The organism is Pseudomonas fluorescens HK44 (assembly GCF_000217955.3).
GTDB lineage: Bacteria > Pseudomonadota > Gammaproteobacteria > Pseudomonadales > Pseudomonadaceae > Aquipseudomonas > Aquipseudomonas fluorescens_AQ.
In genome coordinates this window covers 180,328-201,664 of record NZ_AFOY02000007.1, presented here as the reverse complement: position 1 = coordinate 201,664, position 21,337 = coordinate 180,328, and the positions used below count along the sequence as shown (strand labels likewise).

General features: G+C 56.8%; 16 protein-coding genes and 1 pseudogene. All 17 read right to left on the bottom strand.

What is annotated here, in order from left to right; genetic code table 11:
* Positions 1 to 5: 5 nt before the first annotated feature.
* On the bottom strand, positions 6 to 890 hold the full coding sequence (gene rfbA / locus HK44_RS06550; RefSeq protein ID WP_019692975.1) for a glucose-1-phosphate thymidylyltransferase RfbA: 885 nt from the start codon (positions 888 to 890) through the stop codon (positions 6 to 8).
* A complete protein-coding gene (rfbD, locus tag HK44_RS06545) occupies positions 887 to 1,780 on the bottom strand; it encodes a dTDP-4-dehydrorhamnose reductase (protein ID WP_019692976.1) in 894 nt (297 codons plus the stop codon). The genes rfbA and rfbD overlap by 4 nt, the downstream gene beginning before the upstream one ends.
* Before the next feature lies 1 nt (position 1,781).
* A complete protein-coding gene (gene rfbB / locus HK44_RS06540; protein WP_019692977.1) occupies positions 1,782 to 2,852 on the bottom strand; it encodes a dTDP-glucose 4,6-dehydratase in 1,071 nt (356 codons plus the stop codon).
* A gap of 533 nt (positions 2,853 to 3,385) precedes the next feature.
* Entirely contained in the window at positions 3,386 to 4,453 is a 1,068-nt protein-coding gene (locus tag HK44_RS06535) for an LPS O-antigen chain length determinant protein WzzB (protein WP_019692978.1), read from the bottom strand.
* Between the two features lie 204 nt (positions 4,454 to 4,657).
* The gene (locus HK44_RS06530) at positions 4,658 to 4,813 is read right to left on the bottom strand and encodes a lipopolysaccharide assembly protein LapA domain-containing protein (protein WP_347249200.1); all 156 of its coding nucleotides are present in this window, start codon (positions 4,811 to 4,813) and stop codon (positions 4,658 to 4,660) included.
* 94 nt (positions 4,814 to 4,907) lie between these two features.
* On the bottom strand, positions 4,908 to 5,204 hold the full coding sequence (ihfB, locus tag HK44_RS06525) for an integration host factor subunit beta (RefSeq protein ID WP_003369729.1): 297 nt from the start codon (positions 5,202 to 5,204) through the stop codon (positions 4,908 to 4,910).
* A 176-nt stretch (positions 5,205 to 5,380) separates the two neighbouring features.
* A complete protein-coding gene (locus HK44_RS29645; protein ID WP_019692980.1) occupies positions 5,381 to 5,662 on the bottom strand; it encodes a hypothetical protein in 282 nt (93 codons plus the stop codon).
* Positions 5,663 to 5,898: 236 nt separating this feature from the next.
* The gene (gene ltrA / locus HK44_RS06520; RefSeq protein WP_024264771.1) at positions 5,899 to 7,215 is read right to left on the bottom strand and encodes a group II intron reverse transcriptase/maturase; all 1,317 of its coding nucleotides are present in this window, start codon (positions 7,213 to 7,215) and stop codon (positions 5,899 to 5,901) included.
* Positions 7,216 to 7,690: 475 nt separating this feature from the next.
* Positions 7,691 to 9,382, bottom strand: coding sequence for a 30S ribosomal protein S1 (gene rpsA, locus HK44_RS06510; RefSeq protein ID WP_019692981.1), 1,692 nt, complete (start codon positions 9,380 to 9,382; stop codon positions 7,691 to 7,693).
* A 121-nt stretch (positions 9,383 to 9,503) separates the two neighbouring features.
* On the bottom strand, positions 9,504 to 10,193 hold the full coding sequence (cmk, locus tag HK44_RS06505; RefSeq protein WP_019692982.1) for a (d)CMP kinase: 690 nt from the start codon (positions 10,191 to 10,193) through the stop codon (positions 9,504 to 9,506).
* Positions 10,190 to 12,397, bottom strand: coding sequence for a bifunctional prephenate dehydrogenase/3-phosphoshikimate 1-carboxyvinyltransferase (locus tag HK44_RS06500; RefSeq protein ID WP_024264782.1), 2,208 nt, complete (start codon positions 12,395 to 12,397; stop codon positions 10,190 to 10,192). The genes cmk and HK44_RS06500 overlap by 4 nt, the downstream gene beginning before the upstream one ends.
* Positions 12,398 to 12,425: 28 nt before the next feature.
* Positions 12,426 to 13,538: a histidinol-phosphate transaminase gene (gene hisC / locus HK44_RS06495; RefSeq protein ID WP_019692984.1), complete on the bottom strand. Its 1,113-nt coding sequence runs from the start codon at positions 13,536 to 13,538 to the stop codon at positions 12,426 to 12,428.
* An 11-nt stretch (positions 13,539 to 13,549) separates the two neighbouring features.
* Positions 13,550 to 14,644 carry a prephenate dehydratase gene (pheA, locus tag HK44_RS06490; RefSeq protein ID WP_019692985.1) on the bottom strand — a complete coding sequence of 365 codons (1,095 nt, stop codon included), beginning with the start codon at positions 14,642 to 14,644 and terminating at the stop codon, positions 13,550 to 13,552.
* A complete protein-coding gene (gene serC, locus HK44_RS06485; RefSeq protein ID WP_024264781.1) occupies positions 14,644 to 15,729 on the bottom strand; it encodes a 3-phosphoserine/phosphohydroxythreonine transaminase in 1,086 nt (361 codons plus the stop codon). Before serC ends, pheA begins: the two co-directional genes overlap by 1 nt.
* A 64-nt stretch (positions 15,730 to 15,793) precedes the next feature.
* Entirely contained in the window at positions 15,794 to 18,463 is a 2,670-nt protein-coding gene (gene gyrA / locus HK44_RS06480) for a DNA gyrase subunit A (RefSeq protein WP_019692987.1), read from the bottom strand.
* Positions 18,464 to 19,058: 595 nt separating this feature from the next.
* Positions 19,059 to 20,084, bottom strand: a pseudogene (locus HK44_RS06475) (IS110 family transposase).
* 153 nt (positions 20,085 to 20,237) lie between these two features.
* Complete coding sequence (gene mtnA / locus HK44_RS06470; RefSeq protein ID WP_019692988.1) at positions 20,238 to 21,314, bottom strand: S-methyl-5-thioribose-1-phosphate isomerase; 1,077 nt, start codon at positions 21,312 to 21,314, stop codon at positions 20,238 to 20,240.
* Positions 21,315 to 21,337: the final 23 nt, after the last annotated feature.

Sequence of the window (21,337 nt, the reverse complement as noted above, 5' to 3'; positions counted from 1 at the left end):
ACGTCTTAAGCCTCTGCCAGAAGCTTCTGCAGGTACTGCCCATACCCGGTCTTTTTGAGTTTTTCAGCTTGCTCACCGAGTATTTCAGGAGTTATCCAGCCATTGTGGAATGCTATCTCCTCCAGACACGCTACTTTCAAGCCCTGACGGTGCTCGATGGTATGCACAAAGTGACTTGCTTCCAGCAGCGACTCGTGAGTGCCAGTGTCCAACCAAGCAAAACCACGTCCGAGCATTTCCACAGTAAGCGACTTGTCATCGAGATACGCACGGTTTACATCGGTGATTTCGAGCTCGCCTCTTGGTGACGGTTTGATATTTTTTGCAATCTCTACAACGCGGTTGTCATAGAAGTACAAACCGGTCACAGCATAGTTGGATTTAGGATCGACGGGTTTTTCTTCAATACTCAATGCGCGACCGGTCTTGTCGAATTCGACCACACCGAAGCGCTCGGGATCAGAGACGTGATAACCGAATACCGTAGCCCCCGTAGTCTGCGACATGGCAGAGCGCAGGTTGTCAGAAAAATGCTGACCATAGAAAATGTTATCCCCCAGGATCAGGCAGCACGGATTATCACCAATGAACTCTTCGCCGATGATGAAGGCTTGAGCGAGACCATCCGGACTCGGCTGCTCGGCATAACTCAATTCGATACCGTACTGGCGGCCGTCGCCCAGGAGCTTTTTAAAGCAAGGCAGATCTTCCGGGGTGGAAATAATCAGAATTTCACGCATCCCGGCAAGCATCAGTACAGACAGCGGATAAAAGATCATCGGCTTATCGAAAATCGGAAGCATTTGCTTCGATACCCCCAGCGTGAGGGGATGCAAACGCGTGCCAGAGCCGCCCGCGAGGATGATGCCTTTGCGTTTCATGACCGTCATTTCTCTAACACTTCCTTTAACATCCGGGTCACACCACTTTGCCATTCAGGCAAGTGGATGGAAAAAGTCTCACGCAGTTTCTCGGTATTAAGCCGCGAATTCAATGGCCGACGCGCCGGCGTCGGGTACTCTGCGCTTGAAATCGGTTTTACGCTTTGTGCAACGACTGCCTGACCGTTGTTTCTACCGTAGTCGATAACCAGGCTTGCGTACTCGTACCAAGAGGTAAAACCCGCTGCCGCCAAGTGGTAAACACCTGCCACAGATGGATTCTGGAGCGCGTGCCGGAGCGCTACGGTGGTTACATCCGCTATCAGGTCCGCGCCTGTCGGGGCACCGATCTGGTCTGCGATAACGTTAAGCTCCGGGCGACTGCTGGCGAGTCGCAACATCGTTTTTGCAAAATTACTTCCGCGCGCACCGTATACCCAGCTTGTGCGGAAAATAAGGCACTTGCACCCGGACGAAATCAACGCTTGCTCACCGAGAAGCTTGGTCAATCCGTAGTGATTGATCGGTGAAACAACATCGTTCTCCCGCCAAGCGGATGCACCGCTACCATCAAACACATAATCAGTGGAGTAGTGCACCACCCAGCTACCGAGCTTGAATGCTTCCTCGGCAATGACCTGTACAGCGGCTGCATTGACCTGCAAAGCCAGATCTTTGTCGGACTCAGCCTTGTCTACGGCGGTATAAGCAGCGGCGTTGACAATTATGTCTGGCGCTACACGCTTGATAGTTTCGCGCAAGGTTTCAGAGTTGGCCAAATCACCACAGACCCCATCTACCGAGAGGCGATCAGGAGCTACAACCTCACCTATCGTGGACAGGGAACGTTGAAGCTCCCAACCGACCTGGCCATTCTTACCCAAAAGGAGAACTTTCATATCAGGCTTGTCGCTCCGAATAGTTCAGGTCAATCCACTGCTGGTAACTGCCGCTCTTGACATGTTCAACCCACTGCTGATTGCTCAGGTACCACTCAACTGTCTTGCGGATGCCAGACTCGAACGTTTCTTCGGGAACCCAGCCAAGCTCACGCTGAATTTTGCTTGCGTCAATGGCGTAGCGCTGATCATGACCAGGGCGATCCTGAACGTAGGTGATGAGTTGAGCATGTGGAAGGTACGGCGATTCAGGACAGAGTTCATCCAGTAAAGCGCAAACAGTGTGGACAACTTCGATATTTTTCTTCTCGTTGTGACCACCTATGTTGTAGGTCTCGCCGACGTCACCTTCGGATACCACTTTGTAAAGCGCACGCGCGTGATCCTCGACGTACAACCAGTCCCGAACCTGATCACCCTTGCCGTAAATAGGAAGAGGCTTACCTTCCAGTGCGTTCAAGATCACAAGCGGAATGAGCTTTTCGGGGAAATGACAAGGTCCGTAATTGTTCGAACAGTTGGTTACGATCGCTGGCAGGCCGTATGTTCGGCTCCAGGCCCGGACCAAATGGTCAGAGCTTGCTTTACTTGCCGAATAAGGCGAACTTGGCTGATACGGGGTCTGCTCGGTGAAGAGATCCTCGGGGCCTTCAAGATCGCCATAAACCTCGTCCGTGGAGATGTGATGAAAACGGAACCTCTCTTGCGCCTCCTGGCTCAGGCTTTTCCAATAATGACGAGTCGCTTCGAGCAGGGTGTAGGTTCCGACGATATTAGTCTGGATAAAGTCCGAAGGTCCGCTGATCGAACGATCAACATGGGACTCCGCTGCCAGGTGCATGATCGCGTCAGGCTTGTGCTCGCTTAGCACTCGCTGCAGTTGGTCAGCATCACAAATGTCGACCCGCTCAAAGGCATATCGGTCACTCTGACCGGCTTCAGCCAGCGATTCCAGGTTACCGGCGTAGGTCAATTTATCCAAATTGATCACCGAATCCTTGGTGTTGGCGATGATATGCCTAACAACCGCCGAGCCGATAAAGCCTGCGCCACCGGTCACTAATATCTTCAACGTCTTCTCCTCAAACTCAAATAACGCCCAATGCGCGCTATCTGTTATTCATACTTTCACACTGTCGTCCCGGGGCTCACCGTAGATTCCGACGGGATGGAAGTGCCAGTTTTTGATGCGCCAACCGAGGTCGGCGCCTGTTAAGCTTTTGAAGCTCGGGCCCCCTCATCTGGTGACGACCCGATCTGCTGCAACTGAGCCTGCCAACCAGCCATCAGAGAGCTAGCACACCCACCAACATCGTTGTGCAGTTTACACCGGCCGATCGAGTGCAGCGGCACCCAATTAGTACCCCCGGGAATTTCCGACGAAGCGCTAGCCATTGATCAATCAAACGTTGGCACACCGATCAAATGAAACCCATTTCTACCCTTTACGACCCGAGAAGTTCGAGCCTCCTGGGTTTCTGAAGCAGTTTTCACTGTCCGAAGGATGGATTCAGCAGCCCAGACCTTTAGGGTGACTAAAGGCCCACGCTAGGACCTTACGTCGAATGACAATCATTGGTTGACGCTTAAGCTTAACGACGATGATTAGAGCGGACTGACACCCGAGATCTCTTCCCGCTTCCGCTTAAGGATAAAATGGCGCGCCAAGGCAAAAATGCAGCCAAGCAGAGCGCCGATCAATGCACCAAGGACCAAGATAATAGGTTTCTTGGGCTTAATAGGTGAAGTGGGTTGATCAAGGATACCGTCATGGCGGAAAACCGCAATTTCATAAGTTCCTCTTTCCAAGCCCTTATAGAAATCCAGTTGATTTTGTAGTTTTCTCAGCCCGAGGATAAACGGATCATTGGAGTCTCGACCTTCCAGGGCTTTCAACTCTGCCTCGAGCGCTTTGCTACCGCGCATGTAAGCAAGCCCTCCATCCATGTTACCGGACAACTTGGAAACACCATTACCAGAGAAAACAACGGGATTTTCCAGACCGCTTGACTTAGCAATGGCCAACGCTTCTCGTAGTTGAGTAATACTGTCTTGCCGCTCCTTACTTCCAGACTCACGAAGCGTATCAATCTGCAGCTCTAAATCTCGCCCACGCACTGAGGCCTCTTTTGTGACACCGGCGATCAGTTCTTGCTCGGAGCTCTTTGCTGCCAGATTGACAAAGATATCCACCCAATTCTTGGTGTTTTCCGAACTCTTATCAGCCAAGGAAATCGACCAGCGCCCCCCGTCATCCTTATCTAACGGTGCAATTGTAATTGTTTTTGAAAAGGTCTCATATGAACGCTCACGCGATGACTGATCGCCACTTCCCAGCGCAGGCAAGTAGACTTTTTCAAAAAAGGCCCGTCGTATCGATTCAGATTGAAGATTATGCAAGAAAACCTTATAAACCTCGTCAATCGTAAAAACCTTCAGACCGGAGCCTGGTGTCCGTCCATAGTTCAAGTTAGCGATATCATTGGCAGTCGGTGGTGATATGTAATACTTTGACTCATACACAGGCGTTACCAGCAATACATAGCTGATAGCCGCAAGTGTTACAATGAGCGTCACCACAACAACCAACCACTTTTGTTGCCATAGTGCTTTGAAAAGCTCCAGCAGATCTATTTCATCTGAGTGCCTGGCGGAGCCATTATTACCTTGCATATGATTGCTTGCCCTTTCACTTAACTTGGTTTAACCGACCTACTAACGATCAAGATCGCCACCGACTGCCTGGCACTATAGAAAAATACCTCCCCACTTAAATCAAAGCTGAGCGACAGATAGAAGGAAGGGGGAGGCCAACCATATCCCATGAATGCAAAGAATAACACGCCGATAGTTTGCATGCGGCAAAAAATACCCCCTTTAAACAGGGCGACGCCTCGCTCGCCGAACAACAACGAGCACAGGCCCGGCAGCCATTCCCAGCAGGAACGCTAAAGCAATATAAACAGCGATCGACAGCTGCGGCCCCGCCCACCCTAAAAATACCAATGAAACAGACTGCTGATTCTCCAGCATGAATACCAGGACCACCAACACAAATATCAGCAAAACGACGACAAGCCCCGCACGCCTTAGGCTAGCCATGAGCCCACCCCCTGATAGAGCATCATCAAAGCCCCTCCTCCTCATCCTCATTCACCCGATCCCGAAGCTCTTTACCCGGTTTGAAATGAGGAACGAATTTTCCGTCAAGACTGACAGACTGACCGGTCTTTGGATTACGACCGACGCGCGGCGCGCGATAGTGCAAAGAGAAGCTGCCAAAGCCACGGATTTCGATTCGATCACCGGTCGCCAGACACTGGGACATTTGCTCAAGCATGGTCTTGATGGCCAGCTCTACATCCTTGGATGAGAGTAGCCCTTGATGGGTGACAATTCGTTCGATCAACTCCGACTTCGTCATATTTTTCCCTTCTTTTTCAAGCAGCTAGATCAGCGCTTCAAAGGTTTTAGCATGCTCGAAAGATTTTGAACAGCCTATATATTGACTTATCTGCATTCCCTGACAGACACCGCGAAGCTCGCCTCCCGGAGAGCTGGCACCCCACCCTTCCACACCCACAGAGACACACCGAATCATCATCTGCAAATGACCAACATGACGCGAGTGAGGTATCCGGTCGGGCTCCACCCAAATGGATAATCCTCCCCCTCTTCTTTAGCATCACTGGACCTGCCAATAACCTTGTACCCCTGCGCGCCACACTCTCTTGCAGCACGCTTGTAACACTTGTCCCACCCCGACCCGAGCCCCGAACAATCGATCTCAATACCACTCACTCCACGCACCACATGAGTTTTGGCGTTTGTCGTACACCCCACCAAGGCCAGCACTGCCAATGTGACAACGAGTTTGTTCATTCCCTTCCTTATGCCAGACATCAGACCCAACCAATACCCGGTTAAAGCTAAAGCCTAGCCTCGAATAGACAATTGACACACCCGAACAACAGACCACTTTCCTCTCGCATCGTTTCCTTCTGCCCCCCAACAACCTCAAATTTCAGGCATCGGCATAGGGGACGGCCTTCATAGGCCGCTCCCCTGCCACACCACCCGGCATGCGGGTCCGCACCGGGCGGTTCGAGAGATTGAGGTTATGAGAAACGCACTAATCCCAGCCTGTCGAACCACGCAATATTAAGCACGCGATTCAGGTCAAGACGACTGTTATGCCACCAGCGGCAGGTGTTTCCTGCCACCTTCTGCGCCACCTGGTTATTCGCGCCAAGTGCTCGCAGCTCACGATACGTCGTCGTTCCGCGCTTCCATTGTTTAAGCTGGATCGCTCGCAACCGGTGTCGTATCCATTCGTCCAGCGCACGCCAGACGGCTGGGGTTTGCGACAACCCAAAGTAAGCTTTCCATCCCAAAATGTAAGGTTGTAGGTCATCGACAATCTGCTGCAAGCTACGGCCACACGAGCGTCGGGTGTACCAGCGTATTCGTTGCTTGAACTGCTTCTGCGCTTTATAGGATGCGGCACGCTTGACTTCGCCGCGGGCTGACCACAACTCATAGCCCAGAAACTTGCGACCAAACGCGCTCGTCACTGCACTCTTGCTCTCGTTGACGCTCAAGTGCAGCTTTTCGTACAGCTGCCTCAGCAGGGCCATTACCCGCTGCCCCGCCTTCTGACTGCGAACATAAACGTTCGCATCATCGGCATAGCGCACAAAACAATGTCCCCTGCGCTCAAGCTCTCGGTCCACTTCGTCCAGCAGCACATTCGCCAGCAACGGCGACAGCGGGCCGCCTTGCGGCGCCCCGCAGCGGCTTTTCTCGACCACTCCATTGATCAGCGTTCCCGCATCCAGATAGGCACGAATCAGCCGGATAACCGCCTGATCCGTGGTCCGTTTGCGCAAACGATCCATCAAGATGTCGTGATCGACCCGGTCGAAGAACTTCTCCAGATCAACATCCACCACCACTTTACGTCCTGAAGAAACATGGCGCTGAGCCGCTAAAACGGCGCCCTGCGCACAGCGTCCCGGACGAAAGCCGTAGCTGTGTTCACTGAAAGTCGGATCGAGTAATGGCTGCAAGACTTGCAGCAGCGCTTGTTGGATCAAACGGTCGGTGACCGTTGGGATACCCAGCTCGCGTTGACCGCCGTCAGGTTTGGGAATGGCTACACGCCGTACCGGACTGGGCCGGTAGACACCTGATAGAAGCTGTTCACGAATCGCCGCCCATTGGGTCAGCAGGTACTCGGCCGTCTGATCAATATCCAGACCGTCGACTCCCGCTGCACCTTTGTTGGCCTTGACCCGTTTCCACGCCCGCTTCAGGTTTTCTCTCGCAAAGGCCCGTTCCAGCAGCCCTTGCCCTGCGTTGTCGGATTCATCTTGCGGGCGATTGACCTCGTCGCTGACGGGACTTCTCACGGCTTCACCGCTCGCAGTCTCCATCCGCCCCGCGTTTGGCAGGCATCTGACTTCCGGTCTTTCGTATCAACATGGCCTATAACGCTTTCTCTCGTTCGGCCCTTCGTCAAAAAAAAAGACTACTACGGCCTCTGCTGACTTCTCGCTCCGGCTGGCACCGTCGCCCTTTCAGGCATAAGGCGAGATCTCCCCAGGTAAGAACGCAATCCTTCACCACACAACCGCCGGATTTACACAGCCTGATCCTTGACCACAAGAGCTTCGCGGTTTTGTGCCCGCTCGCCCTGATCGGCCGCGCCTTTTATCCGGTTCTTGTACATCGGCTCATGGCTTCGATTCACGCTTCCTCCCCACACTCGGTCACCCTCATGCAGTTGCGCTTCACTTCGTTCGCTGTGGTCAGCTTACGGCGGGACTTTCACCCACAAGATTGCGCCCATGCTGGGCGCACACAAAAAAGGGCGACCGAAGTCGCCCTTTTTCTATGGTCTGACAGAACTCAGTTCTGTTTTTCCATTTGTGCACGCAGCAGAGCACCAAGAGTGGTGTCAACTGGAGCATCCGAAGCAGCTGGCTTGTCGCGCAGGCTCTGGATGGCTTCTTTCTCGTCTTCAACGTCTTTGGACTTGATCGAGAGCTGGATTACGCGGCTCTTGCGGTCAACGCTGATGATCTTGGCTTCAACTTCTTCGCCTTCTTTCAGAACGTTGCGCGCATCTTCGATGCGGTCACGGCTGATTTCGGAGGCTTTCAGAGTAGCTTCGATATCGGTAGCCAAAGTGATGATGGCGCCTTTAGCGTCAACTTCTTTCACGATGCCTTTAACGATTGCGCCTTTGTCGTTCTCTTGAACGTACTCGGAGAACGGATCGCTTTCCAGTTGCTTGATACCCAGGGAGATACGCTCGCGCTCTGGGTCAACCGACAGGATAACGGTGTCCAGCTCGTCGCCCTTCTTGAAGCGACGTACGGCTTCTTCGCCCACTTCGTTCCAGGAGATGTCGGACAGGTGAACCAGGCCGTCGATGCCGCCGTCCAGACCAATGAAGATACCGAAATCGGTGATCGACTTGATGGTGCCGGAGATTTTATCGCCCTTGTTGAACTGGCCAGAGAAATCTTCCCATGGGTTAGATTTGCACTGCTTGATGCCCAGGGAGATACGACGACGCTCTTCGTCGATGTCCAGAACCATAACTTCCACTTCGTCGCCGACTTGTACGACTTTCGAAGGGTGGATGTTCTTGTTGGTCCAGTCCATTTCGGAAACGTGCACCAGACCTTCAACGCCTTCTTCCAGCTCAGCAAAGCAGCCGTAGTCGGTCAGGTTGGTTACACGAGCGGTAACGCGAGTGCTTTCTGGGTAACGGGCTTTGATAGCAACCCATGGATCTTCGCCCAGTTGCTTGAGGCCCAAGGAAACACGATTGCGCTCGCGATCGTACTTCAGAACCTTGACATCGATCTCGTCGCCAACGTTGACGATTTCGGAAGGATGCTTGATACGCTTCCAAGCCATGTCGGTAATGTGCAGCAGGCCATCGACGCCACCCAGATCGACGAATGCGCCGTAATCGGTGAGGTTTTTGACGATACCTTTGACTTGTTGACCTTCCTGCAGGGATTCCAGCAGAGCTTCACGCTCAGCGGAGTTCTCGGCTTCGAGGACGCTACGACGGGAAACGACAACGTTGTTGCGTTTCTGGTCGAGTTTGATGACCTTGAATTCCAGCTCTTTGCCTTCCAGGTGCGTGGTGTCGCGCACTGGACGGACGTCAACCAGAGAACCTGGCAGGAACGCACGGATGCCGTTAACGTCGACAGTGAAGCCGCCTTTAACCTTACCGTTGATAACGCCCTTGACCACTTCTTCGGCTGCGAAGGCTGCTTCCAGAACGATCCAGCATTCAGCGCGCTTGGCTTTTTCACGGGACAGCTTGGTTTCACCAAAGCCGTCTTCAACCGAATCCAGCGCAACGTGAACTTCGTCACCGACGTTGATATTCAGTTCGCCAGCGTCGTTGTAGAACTGCTCAAGCGGGATGAGTGCTTCAGACTTCAGGCCAGCGTGAACGGTTACCCAGCGAGCTTGGTAATCGATATCAACGATAACACCGGTGATGATGGAGCCTGCCTGAAGGTTCAGGGTTTTTAGGCTTTCTTCAAAGAGTTCCGCAAAGCTTTCGCTCATTTTAATTCCTGTTGATAAGGGCGAAGAATACGCCCATCTGCCACATCCCAGACAATGTGGGTTACGTTTATATAAAAGAAACGCCGCAGGACTATGACTGGTCCCCTGCGATGCTTCTTGGTCACCCGGCGATATCGCGAATGGCGATCTCGCTCATGATGCGTTCCAGCACCTGCTCGATGGACAACTCCGTGGAATCCAGCTGTATGGCATCGACCGCCGGTTTGAGCGGGGCTACCGCTCGCTGGGTGTCGCGCTCATCGCGCACACGGATCTCATCTAGCAGACTCGACAGACTAACACCCTCGACTTTGCCCTTCAACTGCAAATAACGACGGCGCGCCCGTTCCTCGGCGCTGGCGGTCAGAAAAATCTTCAGCGGCGCGTCGGGAAATACAACGGTGCCCATGTCGCGGCCATCGGCCACCAACCCGGGCGCCTCCTGAAATGCCCGCTGGCGCTGCAGCAAAGCGTCACGCACGGCAGGCAGCGCAGCTACTTGCGAGGCCCAGGCTCCGACCTGCTCATTGCGCAGATCATCAGTGACATCATCACCTTCAAGGATGATGCGCTGCGGATGACCTTCGGTCGCCCCGACGAACTGCACATCGAGGTGAGCGGCCAGCAGCTTCAGCGACTCTTCATTGGTCAGGTCGACACCATGATTGCGCGCAGCAAATGCCAGCAAACGGTACAACGCACCGGAATCCAGCAAGCACCAGCCCAGGCGCTTGGCGAGGATCCCGGCGATAGTGCCCTTGCCCGAGCCGCTCGGCCCATCGATGGTGATTACCGGAGCATGGCTGGTCACGACTGAGCCTCTTGAGCAACACGAATACCGACTTGCGCGCACAACGCGAGGAAGTTCGGGAAGGAGGTCGCAACGTTGGCGCAGTCATGGATGCGGATCGGCGCATTGGCGCGCAACGACGCAACGCTGAACGCCATGGCAATCCGGTGATCGCCGTGGCCATGCACTTCGCCGCCGCCAATCTGGCTGCCGTCGATGATGATGCCGTCCGGGGTTGGCTCGCACTTGACACCCAGCGCCAGCAAACCGTCCGCCATCACCTGGATACGATCCGACTCCTTGACCCGCAACTCTTCCGCGCCACGCAGAATAGTCCGACCTTCGGCACAGGCCGCAGCCACGAACAGTACCGGGAACTCGTCGATGGCCAGCGGAACCAGCGCTTCAGGAATTTCGATACCTTTAAGCTTAGCCGCTCGCACACGCAAGTCAGCCACCGGCTCGCCGCCGACTTCACGCTGGTTTTCCAGGGTGATATCGGCGCCCATCAGACGCAGGATGTCGATTACGCCGGTACGGGTCGGGTTAATACCCACGTGCTCCAGCACCAGCTCCGAACCTTCGGCAATCGACGCTGCCACCAGGAAGAATGCCGACGAGGAGATATCGCCCGGTACCTCAATGTGCGTCGCGGTCAGCTTGTGGCCGGATTCGACCGACGCGGTGGCACCGTTGACGGTAACCGGGTAGCCAAAACCGCGCAACATGCGCTCGGTATGGTCACGCGTCGGAGCCGGTTCGGTCACGGTGGTTTTGCCGTCGGCGTACAGGCCCGCCAACAGCAGGCAGGATTTAACCTGAGCACTGGCCATCGGCATGGTGTAGGTCAGGCCCTTGAGCTTGTTGCCACCACGAATGGTCATCGGCGGACGACCTTCGGCAGCGGTCTCGATCACCGCACCCATTTCGCGCAGCGGGTTGGCTACACGATTCATCGGACGCTTGGACAGGGACGCATCGCCCGTCAAGGTGCTGTCGAAGTCCTGCGCGGCCAGCAAGCCGGACAGCAGACGCATCGACGTACCCGAGTTGCCCAGATAGATCGGGCCAGGAGCCGGTTTCAAGCCATGCAGGCCGACACCGTGAATGGTCACGCGACCATGGTGCGGCCCCTCGATCACGACGCCCATGTCACGGAAGGCCTGCAAGGTCGCCAGGGCATCTTCACCCTCGAGGAAACCTTCGACTTCGGTAACGCCTTCAGCGAGGGAGCCGAGCATGATCGAACGGTGGGAAATCGATTTGTCGCCTGGTACACGAATCCGCCCACTCAGGCGGCCACCAGGATTTGCCAGGAAAATCAGATCGTTGGAGTTCATAGCGTCCACATAGGCCCGGCGGGCCAGGATTTTACTGAAATGCTCGCGGGCAACCCGGGCGCGCGTAAAGACGCCCAACAGTTGGTGCCCGTCCCCTGCATCGACCGCGTCGCGCAAGGCGTCGAGATCGCTGCGAAATGTATCGAGTGTGCGCAGGACAGCTTCGCGATTGGCGAGGAAGATGTCGTGCCACATGACCGGGTCACTGCCGGCGATTCTCGTGAAATCGCGGAAACCGCCCGCAGCGTAACGGAAGATTTCCAGATTTTCACTGCGTTTGGCCAACGAATCGACCAAACCGAACGCCAGCAAGTGCGGCAAATGGCTGGTCGCCGCCAACACTTCGTCGTGACGCTCGACCTGCATGTGCTCGACATCGGCACCCAATTCGCGCCAGAGTCGGTCGACAACTGCCAGAGCTGCCGGATCGGTCTGCTCAAGCGGCGTCAGAATCACTTTGTGCCGACGGAACAGTTGAGCATTGGAAGCCTCGACACCGCTCTGCTCGGAGCCTGCAATCGGATGCCCCGGAACGAATCGCGCCGGCATACCACCGAAGGCTTCGGTCGCTGCGCGCACCACATTGCCTTTGGCACTGCCGACATCGGTCAGAATCGCCGCCCCCAGATCCATGCCGGCCAACAGCGCCAGCAGCTTCTCCATCGCCAGGATCGGCACCGCCAGCTGAATCACGTCCGCACCGCAACAGGCGACAGCGAGGTCGACTTCGCAACGATCCACCACGCCCAGCTCAACCGCCAGTTTTCGCGATTGCGGATCGAGATCAACGCCGACCACTTCGCGGCACAACCCGCTTTCACGCAGGCCCTTGGCGAACGATCCACCGATCAGCCCCAGACCGACCACCACCAGGCGACCGATCATAGGCGCAGCAGGTTGCACGGCAATGACATCAACCACGGGCCAGAACCTTGGCCAGCGCCTCGAGGAAGCGACTGTTTTCAGCCGGCAGACCGATGGTGATGCGCAAGTGGTTCGGCATGCCGTAATTGGCCACCGGACGCACGATCACGCCTTCATGCAGCAAGCCCTGGAAAACCGGCGCGGCAACGCGCCCCAGATCCACACAGATGAAGTTGCCTTTGGAAGGAATCCAGCTCAGCCCCAACTCACGGAAACCCGCTTCGAGCTGCTGCATGCCGGACTCGTTCAGGCGACGGCTTTCAGCCAGATACTCATTGTCCTGCAGCGCCGCGCAGGCGGCAGCCAAAGCCAGACTGTTGACGTTGAATGGCTGACGCACACGGTTCAACACATCAGCGACCACCGCGGTCGACAAGCCATAGCCCACACGCAACGCGGCCAGACCGTAGGCCTTGGAGAAGGTCCGGGAAACCAGCAGGTTCGGGTATGCCGCGAGGAAATCCAGACCATCCGGCAGGTCGCTGCCTTCGGCGTACTCGATGTACGCCTCATCCAGCACCACCAGCACGTGCTCAGGCACGTCCTGCAGAAACTCGTCCAGCGCCTCGGCGTCGAACCAGGTTCCGGTCGGGTTGTTCGGGTTGGCGATAAATACCACGCGGGTGTTGCTGTCGATGGCTTCGAGCATCGCCGACAGGTCATGACCCCAGTCTTTGGCTGGAATCACTCGCGCTTGCGCACCGACAGCCTGAGTGACGATCGGGTAGACCGCGAACGCATGCTCACTGAACACTGCATTCAGACCCGGCGCCAGATAGGCACGCGCGACCAGCTCAAGAATGTCGTTGGAGCCGTTGCCCAACGTCACTTGATCGAGCTCGACCCGGCACTGCTCAGCCAGCAGGGTTTTCAGCGCAAACCCGTTGCCGTCCGGATAGCGAGTCAGCTCGGCCAGCTCTTCGCGAATCGCCGCCAGTGCCTTGGGACTGGCACCCAACGGGTTTTCGTTGCTCGCCAGTTTGACGATTTTTGCCGGATCGATGTCCAGCTCGCGGGCCAGTTCGTCCACGGGCTTGCCCGGAACGTAAGGCGAAAGTTGTTGCACGCCCGGCTGTGCCAGAGCGAGGAAGTCGCCACTCATTATCAACGCCTTTAGAGAACTGCTTTCGGGTAGGAACCCAACACTTTAAGTGCTACCGCTTCCTGACTGATTTTCTCCAGCACAGCTTTTATCAGCGGGTCGCGGTGGTGGCCGACGAAATCGATGAAGAACACGTAGGTCCACTTGCCGCTGCGCGATGGACGGGTTTCGATTCGCGTCAGGTCGATGCCATTGTCATGGAACGGCACCAGCAACTCGTGAAGCGCGCCGGGCTTGTTGCTCATCGAGACGATGATCGAGGTCTTGTCGTCGCCGGTCGGTGGCACTTCCTGGCTGCCGATCATCAGGAATCGAGTGGAGTTGTCCGGGCGATCCTCGATTTTTTCGGCCAGACGGGTCAAACCGTACAAGCCTGCCGCCATGTCGCCGGCAATCGCCGCCGAGTTCCACTCACCCTTGACCCGCTTGGCCGCTTCGGCGTTGCTCGAAACTGCCACGCGCTCGACGTTCGGGTAATGAGCGTCCAGCCACTTGCGGCACTGCGCCAGAGACTGGGCATGGGAATAAATGCGGCTGATGCTGTCGGTCTTGGTGTTTTCACCCACCAGCAAGTGGTGGTGAATGCGCAACTCGACTTCGCCACAGATAACCATGTCGTGTTCGAGGAAGCTGTCAAGGGTGTGGTTGACTGCGCCCTCGGTGGAGTTTTCCACAGGCACCACGCCAAAGTTCACCGCACCGGCAGCCACTTCACGGAACACTTCGTCGATCGCCGCCATAGGCTTGCTGATCACCGCGTGACCGAAGTGCTTCATGGCCGCCGCTTGAGTGAAGGTGCCTTCAGGGCCGAGGTAGGCCACTTTCAGCGGCTGCTCGAGCGCCAGGCATGAGGACATGATTTCACGGAACAACCGCGCCATCTCTTCGTTGCCCAGCGGCCCCTGGTTGCGCTCCATTACGCGCTTGAGCACCTGAGCTTCACGCTCAGGACGATAGAACACCGGCACTTCGCCTTCGGCCAGCGTGGCCATCTTTACTCGCGCGACTTCCTGGGCGCAGCGCGCACGCTCACTGATCAGCTCGAGGATTTTTTCGTCCAGAGCATCGATGCGCAGGCGCAGTGCCTTGAGTTCTTGCTCAGACATTAGCCGTGTTCCTTCTCGAACTCTGCCATGTACGCCACCAGCGCATTGACTGCGTTGATGTCGACGGCGTTATAGATAGAGGCACGCATGCCACCTACCGAACGGTGACCCTTGAGGTTCAGCAGACCGCGCGCCTCGGCACCGACCAGGAACGGCTTGTCGAGGCGATCGTCAGCCAGACGGAACGGCACGTTCATCCACGAGCGGTCAGCCTTGTTGATCGGGTTGCTGTACAAGCCGCTAGCATCGATGAAGTTGTAGAGCGTGCGCTGCTTGACCTCATTGAGCTTGCCAATGGCCTCAACACCACCCTGCTCTTTCAGCCATTCGAACACAAGACCGGACAAGTACCAGGCCAGTGTCGGCGGGGTGTTGTACATCGAGCCGTTGTCGGCCGCGACCTTGTAGTCAAGCATGGTCGGGCAGAACGAACGGGCGCGACCCAGCAGGTCTTCGCGCACGATGTTGACGACGATGCCGCTCGGGCCGATGTTTTTCTGGGCTCCGGCGTAGATCATGCCGAAACGCGAGATATCCACAGGGCGCGAGAGAATGTCCGACGACATGTCGGCGACCAGCGGAACATCACCGGTTTCCGGAATCCACTGGAATTCCAGGCCACCAATGGTTTCGTTCGGTGCGTAGTGCACGTAGGCTGCGTCTTGCGACAGCTTCCATTCGTTCTGACCGGGAATTGCGAAATAGTCGTAAGGCTTGGCGGTAGCGGCAACGTTGACGTGGCCGTAGCGCTGCGCTTCTTCAATGGCTTTCTGCGACCAGATACCGGTATCGATATAGTCGGCCTTGCCGTTTTCCGGCAACAGGTTCAGAGGAATCTGAGCAAATTGCTGGCTGGCGCCGCCTTGCAGAAACAGTACTTTATAGTTCGAGGGGATATTCAGCAGGTCACGCAGATCCTGCTCGGCCTTGGTCGCAATGGACACGAACTCATCGCTGCGATGGCTCATTTCCATGACCGAGAGACCCTTGCCATGCCAGTCGAGCAATTCCGACTGGGCACGCAACAGGACAGCTTCAGGCAGCGCAGCAGGACCTGCGCAGAAGTTATAGGCTCGTTTGCTCACATCCACTCTCGCTATGCATTCACGGTAGCGGACAGAGCAAACACTCTGCCCTGCTACGATTTGGTTAGTCTTGCGGCTCTTCTTCGTCAGCTGCGTCAGCCTGCTGGCTTTCGACAGTATCGTCCGGCTCGGTGACGGCCTCGAGCACGACGCCTTCGAGCCCGGCACCCTCTTCGCCTTCCAGCTCTTCGCCTTCGACTTCCGATGGTTCCTGAACCCGCTCCAGACCGACCAGTGTTTCATCGCTGGCCAGTTTGATCAGGGTCACGCCCTGGGTGTTACGACCCAGACTGGACACTTCGTCAACACGTGTACGTACCAGGGTGCCCTGGTCGGAAATCAGCATGATTTCCTCGCCGTCGAGCACCTGGACTGCACCGACCAGACGGCCGTTACGCTCGTTGCTGACCATGGCGATAACGCCCTGACCGCCACGCTTGTACTCAGGGAACTCAGTGATGGCGGTACGCTTGCCGAAACCACGCGCCGAAGCGGTGAGGATCTGGCTGCCTTCTTCCGGGATCAGCATGGAAATCAGTTTCTGACCTTCCGGCAGACGCATGCCGCGGACACCGCGAGCGGTACGGCCCATGGCGCGAACGTCGGACTCTTTGAAGCGGGTAACCTTGCCGCCGTCGGAGAACAGCATGACTTCACGCTCGCCATCGGTGATGGCAGCGGAGATCAATACGTCGCCTTCGTCCAGCTCCAGCGCGATCAAGCCCACGCTGCGCTGACGGCTGAAGGATTCCAGCGGGGTCTTCTTCACGGTGCCGTTGGCGGTGGCCATGAAGATGTAGTGACCTTCGGTGTATTCCTCGACCGGCAGCATGGTGGTGATGTATTCACCATCGTCCAGCGGCAGCAGGTTGACCAGCGGACGACCACGGGCAGCGCGGGATGCTTCAGGAATTTCGTAGGTTTTCAGCCAGTAAACCTTGCCCTTGCTGGAGAACAGCAGCAGCGTGGTGTGGCTGTTGGCGACCAGCAGGTGAGCGATGTAGTCCTCATCCTTGACGCCGGTAGCCGATTTGCCTTTACCGCCACGACGCTGAGCCTGGTACGCAGCCAATGGCTGGGTCTTGGCGTAGCCACCGTGGGAAATGGTCACGACGCGCTCTTCTTCCGGGATCATGTCACCCAGGGTCAGGTCCAGACGCGCATCGAGAATTTCGGTGCGACGCACATCGCCGTACTCGGCACGAATCACTTCCAGCTCTTCGCGGATCACTTCCATCAGGCGCGTGGCGCTGTTGAGGATGCGGATCAGTTCGCCGATCTGGTTGAGGATCTCTTGATACTCGGCCAGCAGTTTTTCGTGTTCCAGGCCGGTCAGACGGTGCAGTCGCAGTTCCAGAATGGCTTGCGCCTGTTCCGGCGACAGGAAGTACTTGCCTTCGCGCAGACCGTATTGCGGGTCCAGGGTCTCTGGACGGCAAGAGTCAGCACCGGCACGCTCAACCATCGCAACCACCGCGGAGGATTCCCACGGCGTGCTGATCAGCGCTTCCTTGGCTTCCGACGGCGTTGGCGAAGCCTTGATCAGGGCGATGACCGGGTCGATGTTCGACAGTGCAACCGCCTGGCCTTCAAGGATGTGACCACGCTCGCGGGCTTTACGCAGTTCGAACACGGTACGACGGGTCACCACTTCGCGGCGGTGACGCACGAAGGCTTCCAGCAGGTCCTTGAGGTTCAGGATCCGCGGACGGCCATCGATCAGTGCGACGATGTTGATGCCGAACACCGCTTGCAGCTGGGTCTGGGCGTAGAGGTTGTTGAGGATGACCTCAGGCACTTCGCCGCGACGCAGCTCGATCACCACGCGCATACCGTCTTTGTCGGACTCGTCGCGCAGTTCGGTAATGCCTTCCAGCTTCTTCTCTTTGACCAGCTCGGCGATCTTCTCGATCAGACGCGCCTTGTTCAACTGGTAAGGCAGTTCGGTGATGACGATCTGCTGACGACCACCGACCTTGTCGATGTCTTCGATGATCGAACGGGCGCGCATGTAAATACGCCCGCGACCGGTACGGTAGGCCTCGATGATACCGGCGCGACCGTTGATGATCGCGGCGGTCGGGAAGTCCGGACCGGGGATGTATTGCATCAGCTCATCGACGGTCAACTCGGGGTTGTCGATGAGTGCTAGGCAACCGTCGATGACTTCACCGAGGTTGTGCGGCGGAATGTTGGTCGCCATGCCCACGGCGATACCGCTGGAGCCGTTGACCAGCAGGTTGGGAATGCGGGTCGGCATGACCGCCGGGATCATTTCGGTGCCGTCGTAGTTCGGCACCCAGTCCACGGTTTCTTTGTGCAGGTCTGCCAGCAGTTCGTGCGCCAGCTTGGTCATGCGCACTTCGGTGTATCGCATTGCCGCAGCGTTGTCGCCGTCGACCGAACCGAAGTTGCCTTGACCGTCTACCAGCAGGTAACGCAGCGAGAATGGCTGCGCCATACGAACGATGGTGTCGTACACCGCGGTATCACCGTGCGGGTGATACTTACCGATCACGTCACCGACAACACGGGCAGATTTCTTGTACGGCTTGTTGAAGTCGTTACCCAGCTCGCTCATCGCGAACAGCACACGCCGATGCACGGGCTTCAAGCCATCGCGCGCATCAGGCAGTGCCCGCCCGACAATTACGCTCATCGCGTAGTCGAGGTAGGACTGTTTCAGCTCGTCTTCGATATTGACCGGGAGGATTTCTTTGGCCAGTTCGCCCATGAGAAGCCTGATTCCTTTTTCTGGTGAAACTTCGTCACATCCATATGGGACGAACGAAGCTCGCCGCTGCAGGCTGAGTGCCAGCACCGACTTACGACAAATCAACGAGTTATGCCATGGATCTGCGCAGTAAAGGCAACCACATTGGGCTGCCTTGGAAACCGCCGGATGTTATCACAAGAGCCGCCACGCACCTATCCCCCTGATGCGCATGGAGCATAGTTAGTTGACCGGTGACAGGCGTAAAGGCGACGAGAGAGGCTTAGAGCCAGATTTCAGGTCTGACTTCGGCTATTTTGTTGACCTTGAGGACCCCATCGCGAGCAAGCTCGCTCCCCCATCTATGGTTACCCCCTTTTCTGCAATACTGTGTTTTGATGCGTGTTTGGCTTGCTTTCCATCTATCCGGGTCCCTGTGTGGGGTGGCAACCCCGCGCCTCGATGAGAATCGATGCCCGACGATCCTAAATTATTCGAACGGCCTTTCAGCCGTGTGGGGAGCTCAGGGTTGTCGTCAGGCCGGTTGGCCGTTCACGTCATCAGTTATCCAGCATCGCAAAAACCAGGTGGTTGTGTGCTCGGGGTGACAGCAGGGTCAGGCGTTCATCGCGGCTGGCCCTGCATCGAATTCGGTGTGGTGGGCCGCAATCGCCCAGGCGATCCTCGCCAGCTTGTTGGCCAGCGCGCAGACCACATGGTTGGAGTGATGGTGGGCCAATAGCTGCCGGACCCAGTCCGCCAGCCAGCCTTTCTGTCGGTCCAGTTGCATCAGGTAAACACGGGCACATTGGACAAGCAGGCGCCGCTGGTTGCGATCACCTCGCTTGCTGATGCCCAGCAGGACGGTCTTGCCGCCCGTAGAATGCTGGTTTGGGTATCAGCCCGATTGAGGCCGAATAGCCTCGGCCGCATTTGAACTGCTTGCCATCGCCCAATTCGGCAGCCAGGACGCTGGAGGTGATCGGGCCTACGCAGGGCATGGTCATCAAACGAGCCGCCAGATCATCTTCGGCGGCCTGGCATTCCACTTCCTTGTCCAGCGTCTTGATCTGCCCATCCAGATAGGTGAAGTGCTCCTGCAACCTCGTCAGAAGTTTTTTGATGGGCACAGGAATTGAACTCGCTTCAAGCCGAGCGGGCAGTTCTTTGATGGGCTTGAAGCCTGTGGCCAGACTGACGCCGACCTCCAAAAGCGCTGCGTGAATCCGATTGACGGTCGCGGTGCGCTCTTTGATGAACGAATCGCGTGTCGAGTTGAGCATGGCCAGCAGCTGCTGAGCCTGGGTTTTGGGGTGTACAAAGCGCATTGTTGGACGAGTCGCCGCCTCGCAGATCGCCTCGGCATCAGCGAAGTCGTTTTTGTTGCTTTTCACGTAAGGGCGTACGAGATGCGGGGCAATGAGCTTGGGCGTATGTCCCAGCTTCGCGACCTCCTGCGCCATGAAGTGGGCTCCGCCGCAGGCTTCCATCACAACGGTGCAGGGTTCGAGATTCATCAGGTGCTGCATGAGCGCCGCACGAGTAAACTTTTTGCGGTAAACTCATGACCACGATCATCTTGCGCGTGTAGATGGAAAGAGTGTTTTCCCAGATCGATGGCGGCAATAGCTACTTTGTTCATGGCAACGGTCTCCGATGAGCCCCCTGCGAAAGCTTAGTGGGCGATCACAGGGGGCGGCGGGGGTAGCCATTTCATTATTCGAGCGAGTCGGCCGCATAATTTGCACACGACACCTACCTACTGTGGGAGCGAGCCTGCTCGCGATAGCGATCGTCAATGCAACCGTTTGCGGCACATAAGCTGTGCCATCTTCGCGGTATCCGGGCGTTCAACGATGCCTTTTTCGGTGACGATGGCGTCAATCAGGTCAGCCGGTGTGACGTCGAACACCGGGTTAAAGGCATCGACATCAGCCCCCACCCGCTTGCCGCCCACTTCCAGCAACTCGCTGCCATCACGCTCCTCGATCGGGATATCGTCGCCACTGGCCAGATTCATGTCGATGGTCGAACTCGGCGCCACCACCATGAAACGCACGCCGTGGTGCATCGCGTTGACCGCCAATTGGTAAGTGCCGATCTTGTTTGCCACGTCACCGTTGGCGGTAATCCGGTCGGCGCCGACGATCACCCAGGTCACACCCTTGGTTTTCATGATGTGCGCAGCGGCCGAATCGGCGTTCAGGGTGACCGGAATGCCTTCGTTGGCCAGTTCCCAGGCGGTCAAACGCGAGCCTTGCAGCCAAGGCCGGGTTTCGTCGGCGTAAACCCGCTCGATCATGCCTTCCAGGAACGCACCACGAATCACCCCGAGCGCAGTGCCGAAACCGCCAGTCGCCAGCGCACCCGTATTACAGTGAGTCAAAACAGCCTGGGCATTGCCCTGATGCTTGCGGATCAGGTCGACACCCAATTGCGCCATGGTCAGGTTGGCTTCGCGATCACTTTCATGGATTGCCAAGGCCTCTGCCTCAAGCACTTCCAATGGATTGGGGTGATCCTTGAGCCGCTCCAGGCGTTCGCGCATGCGACCCAATGCCCAGAACAGGTTGACGGCGGTCGGCCGTGAATCCGCGAGCAGGGCAAAGTCTTCTTCCAGCGCCGCCTGCCAGTCACCACCCGCAGCAAACCGCGCGCGCGCCGCCAGCACCACGCCGTAGGCTGCGCTGATGCCGATTGCCGGAGCACCACGCACCACCATCGAGCGAATAGCCTCGGCCACACCCGCTGCGCTGGTATAGGCAATCCAGGTTTCTTCGAATGGCAGAATGCGCTGATCCAGCAAGTACAGGGCACCGTCCCGCCAATCGATGGCCTTCACCTTCTCCGCAGCCAACAGTCGATCGCGCATCCCTCACCCCGCACTCATGAACA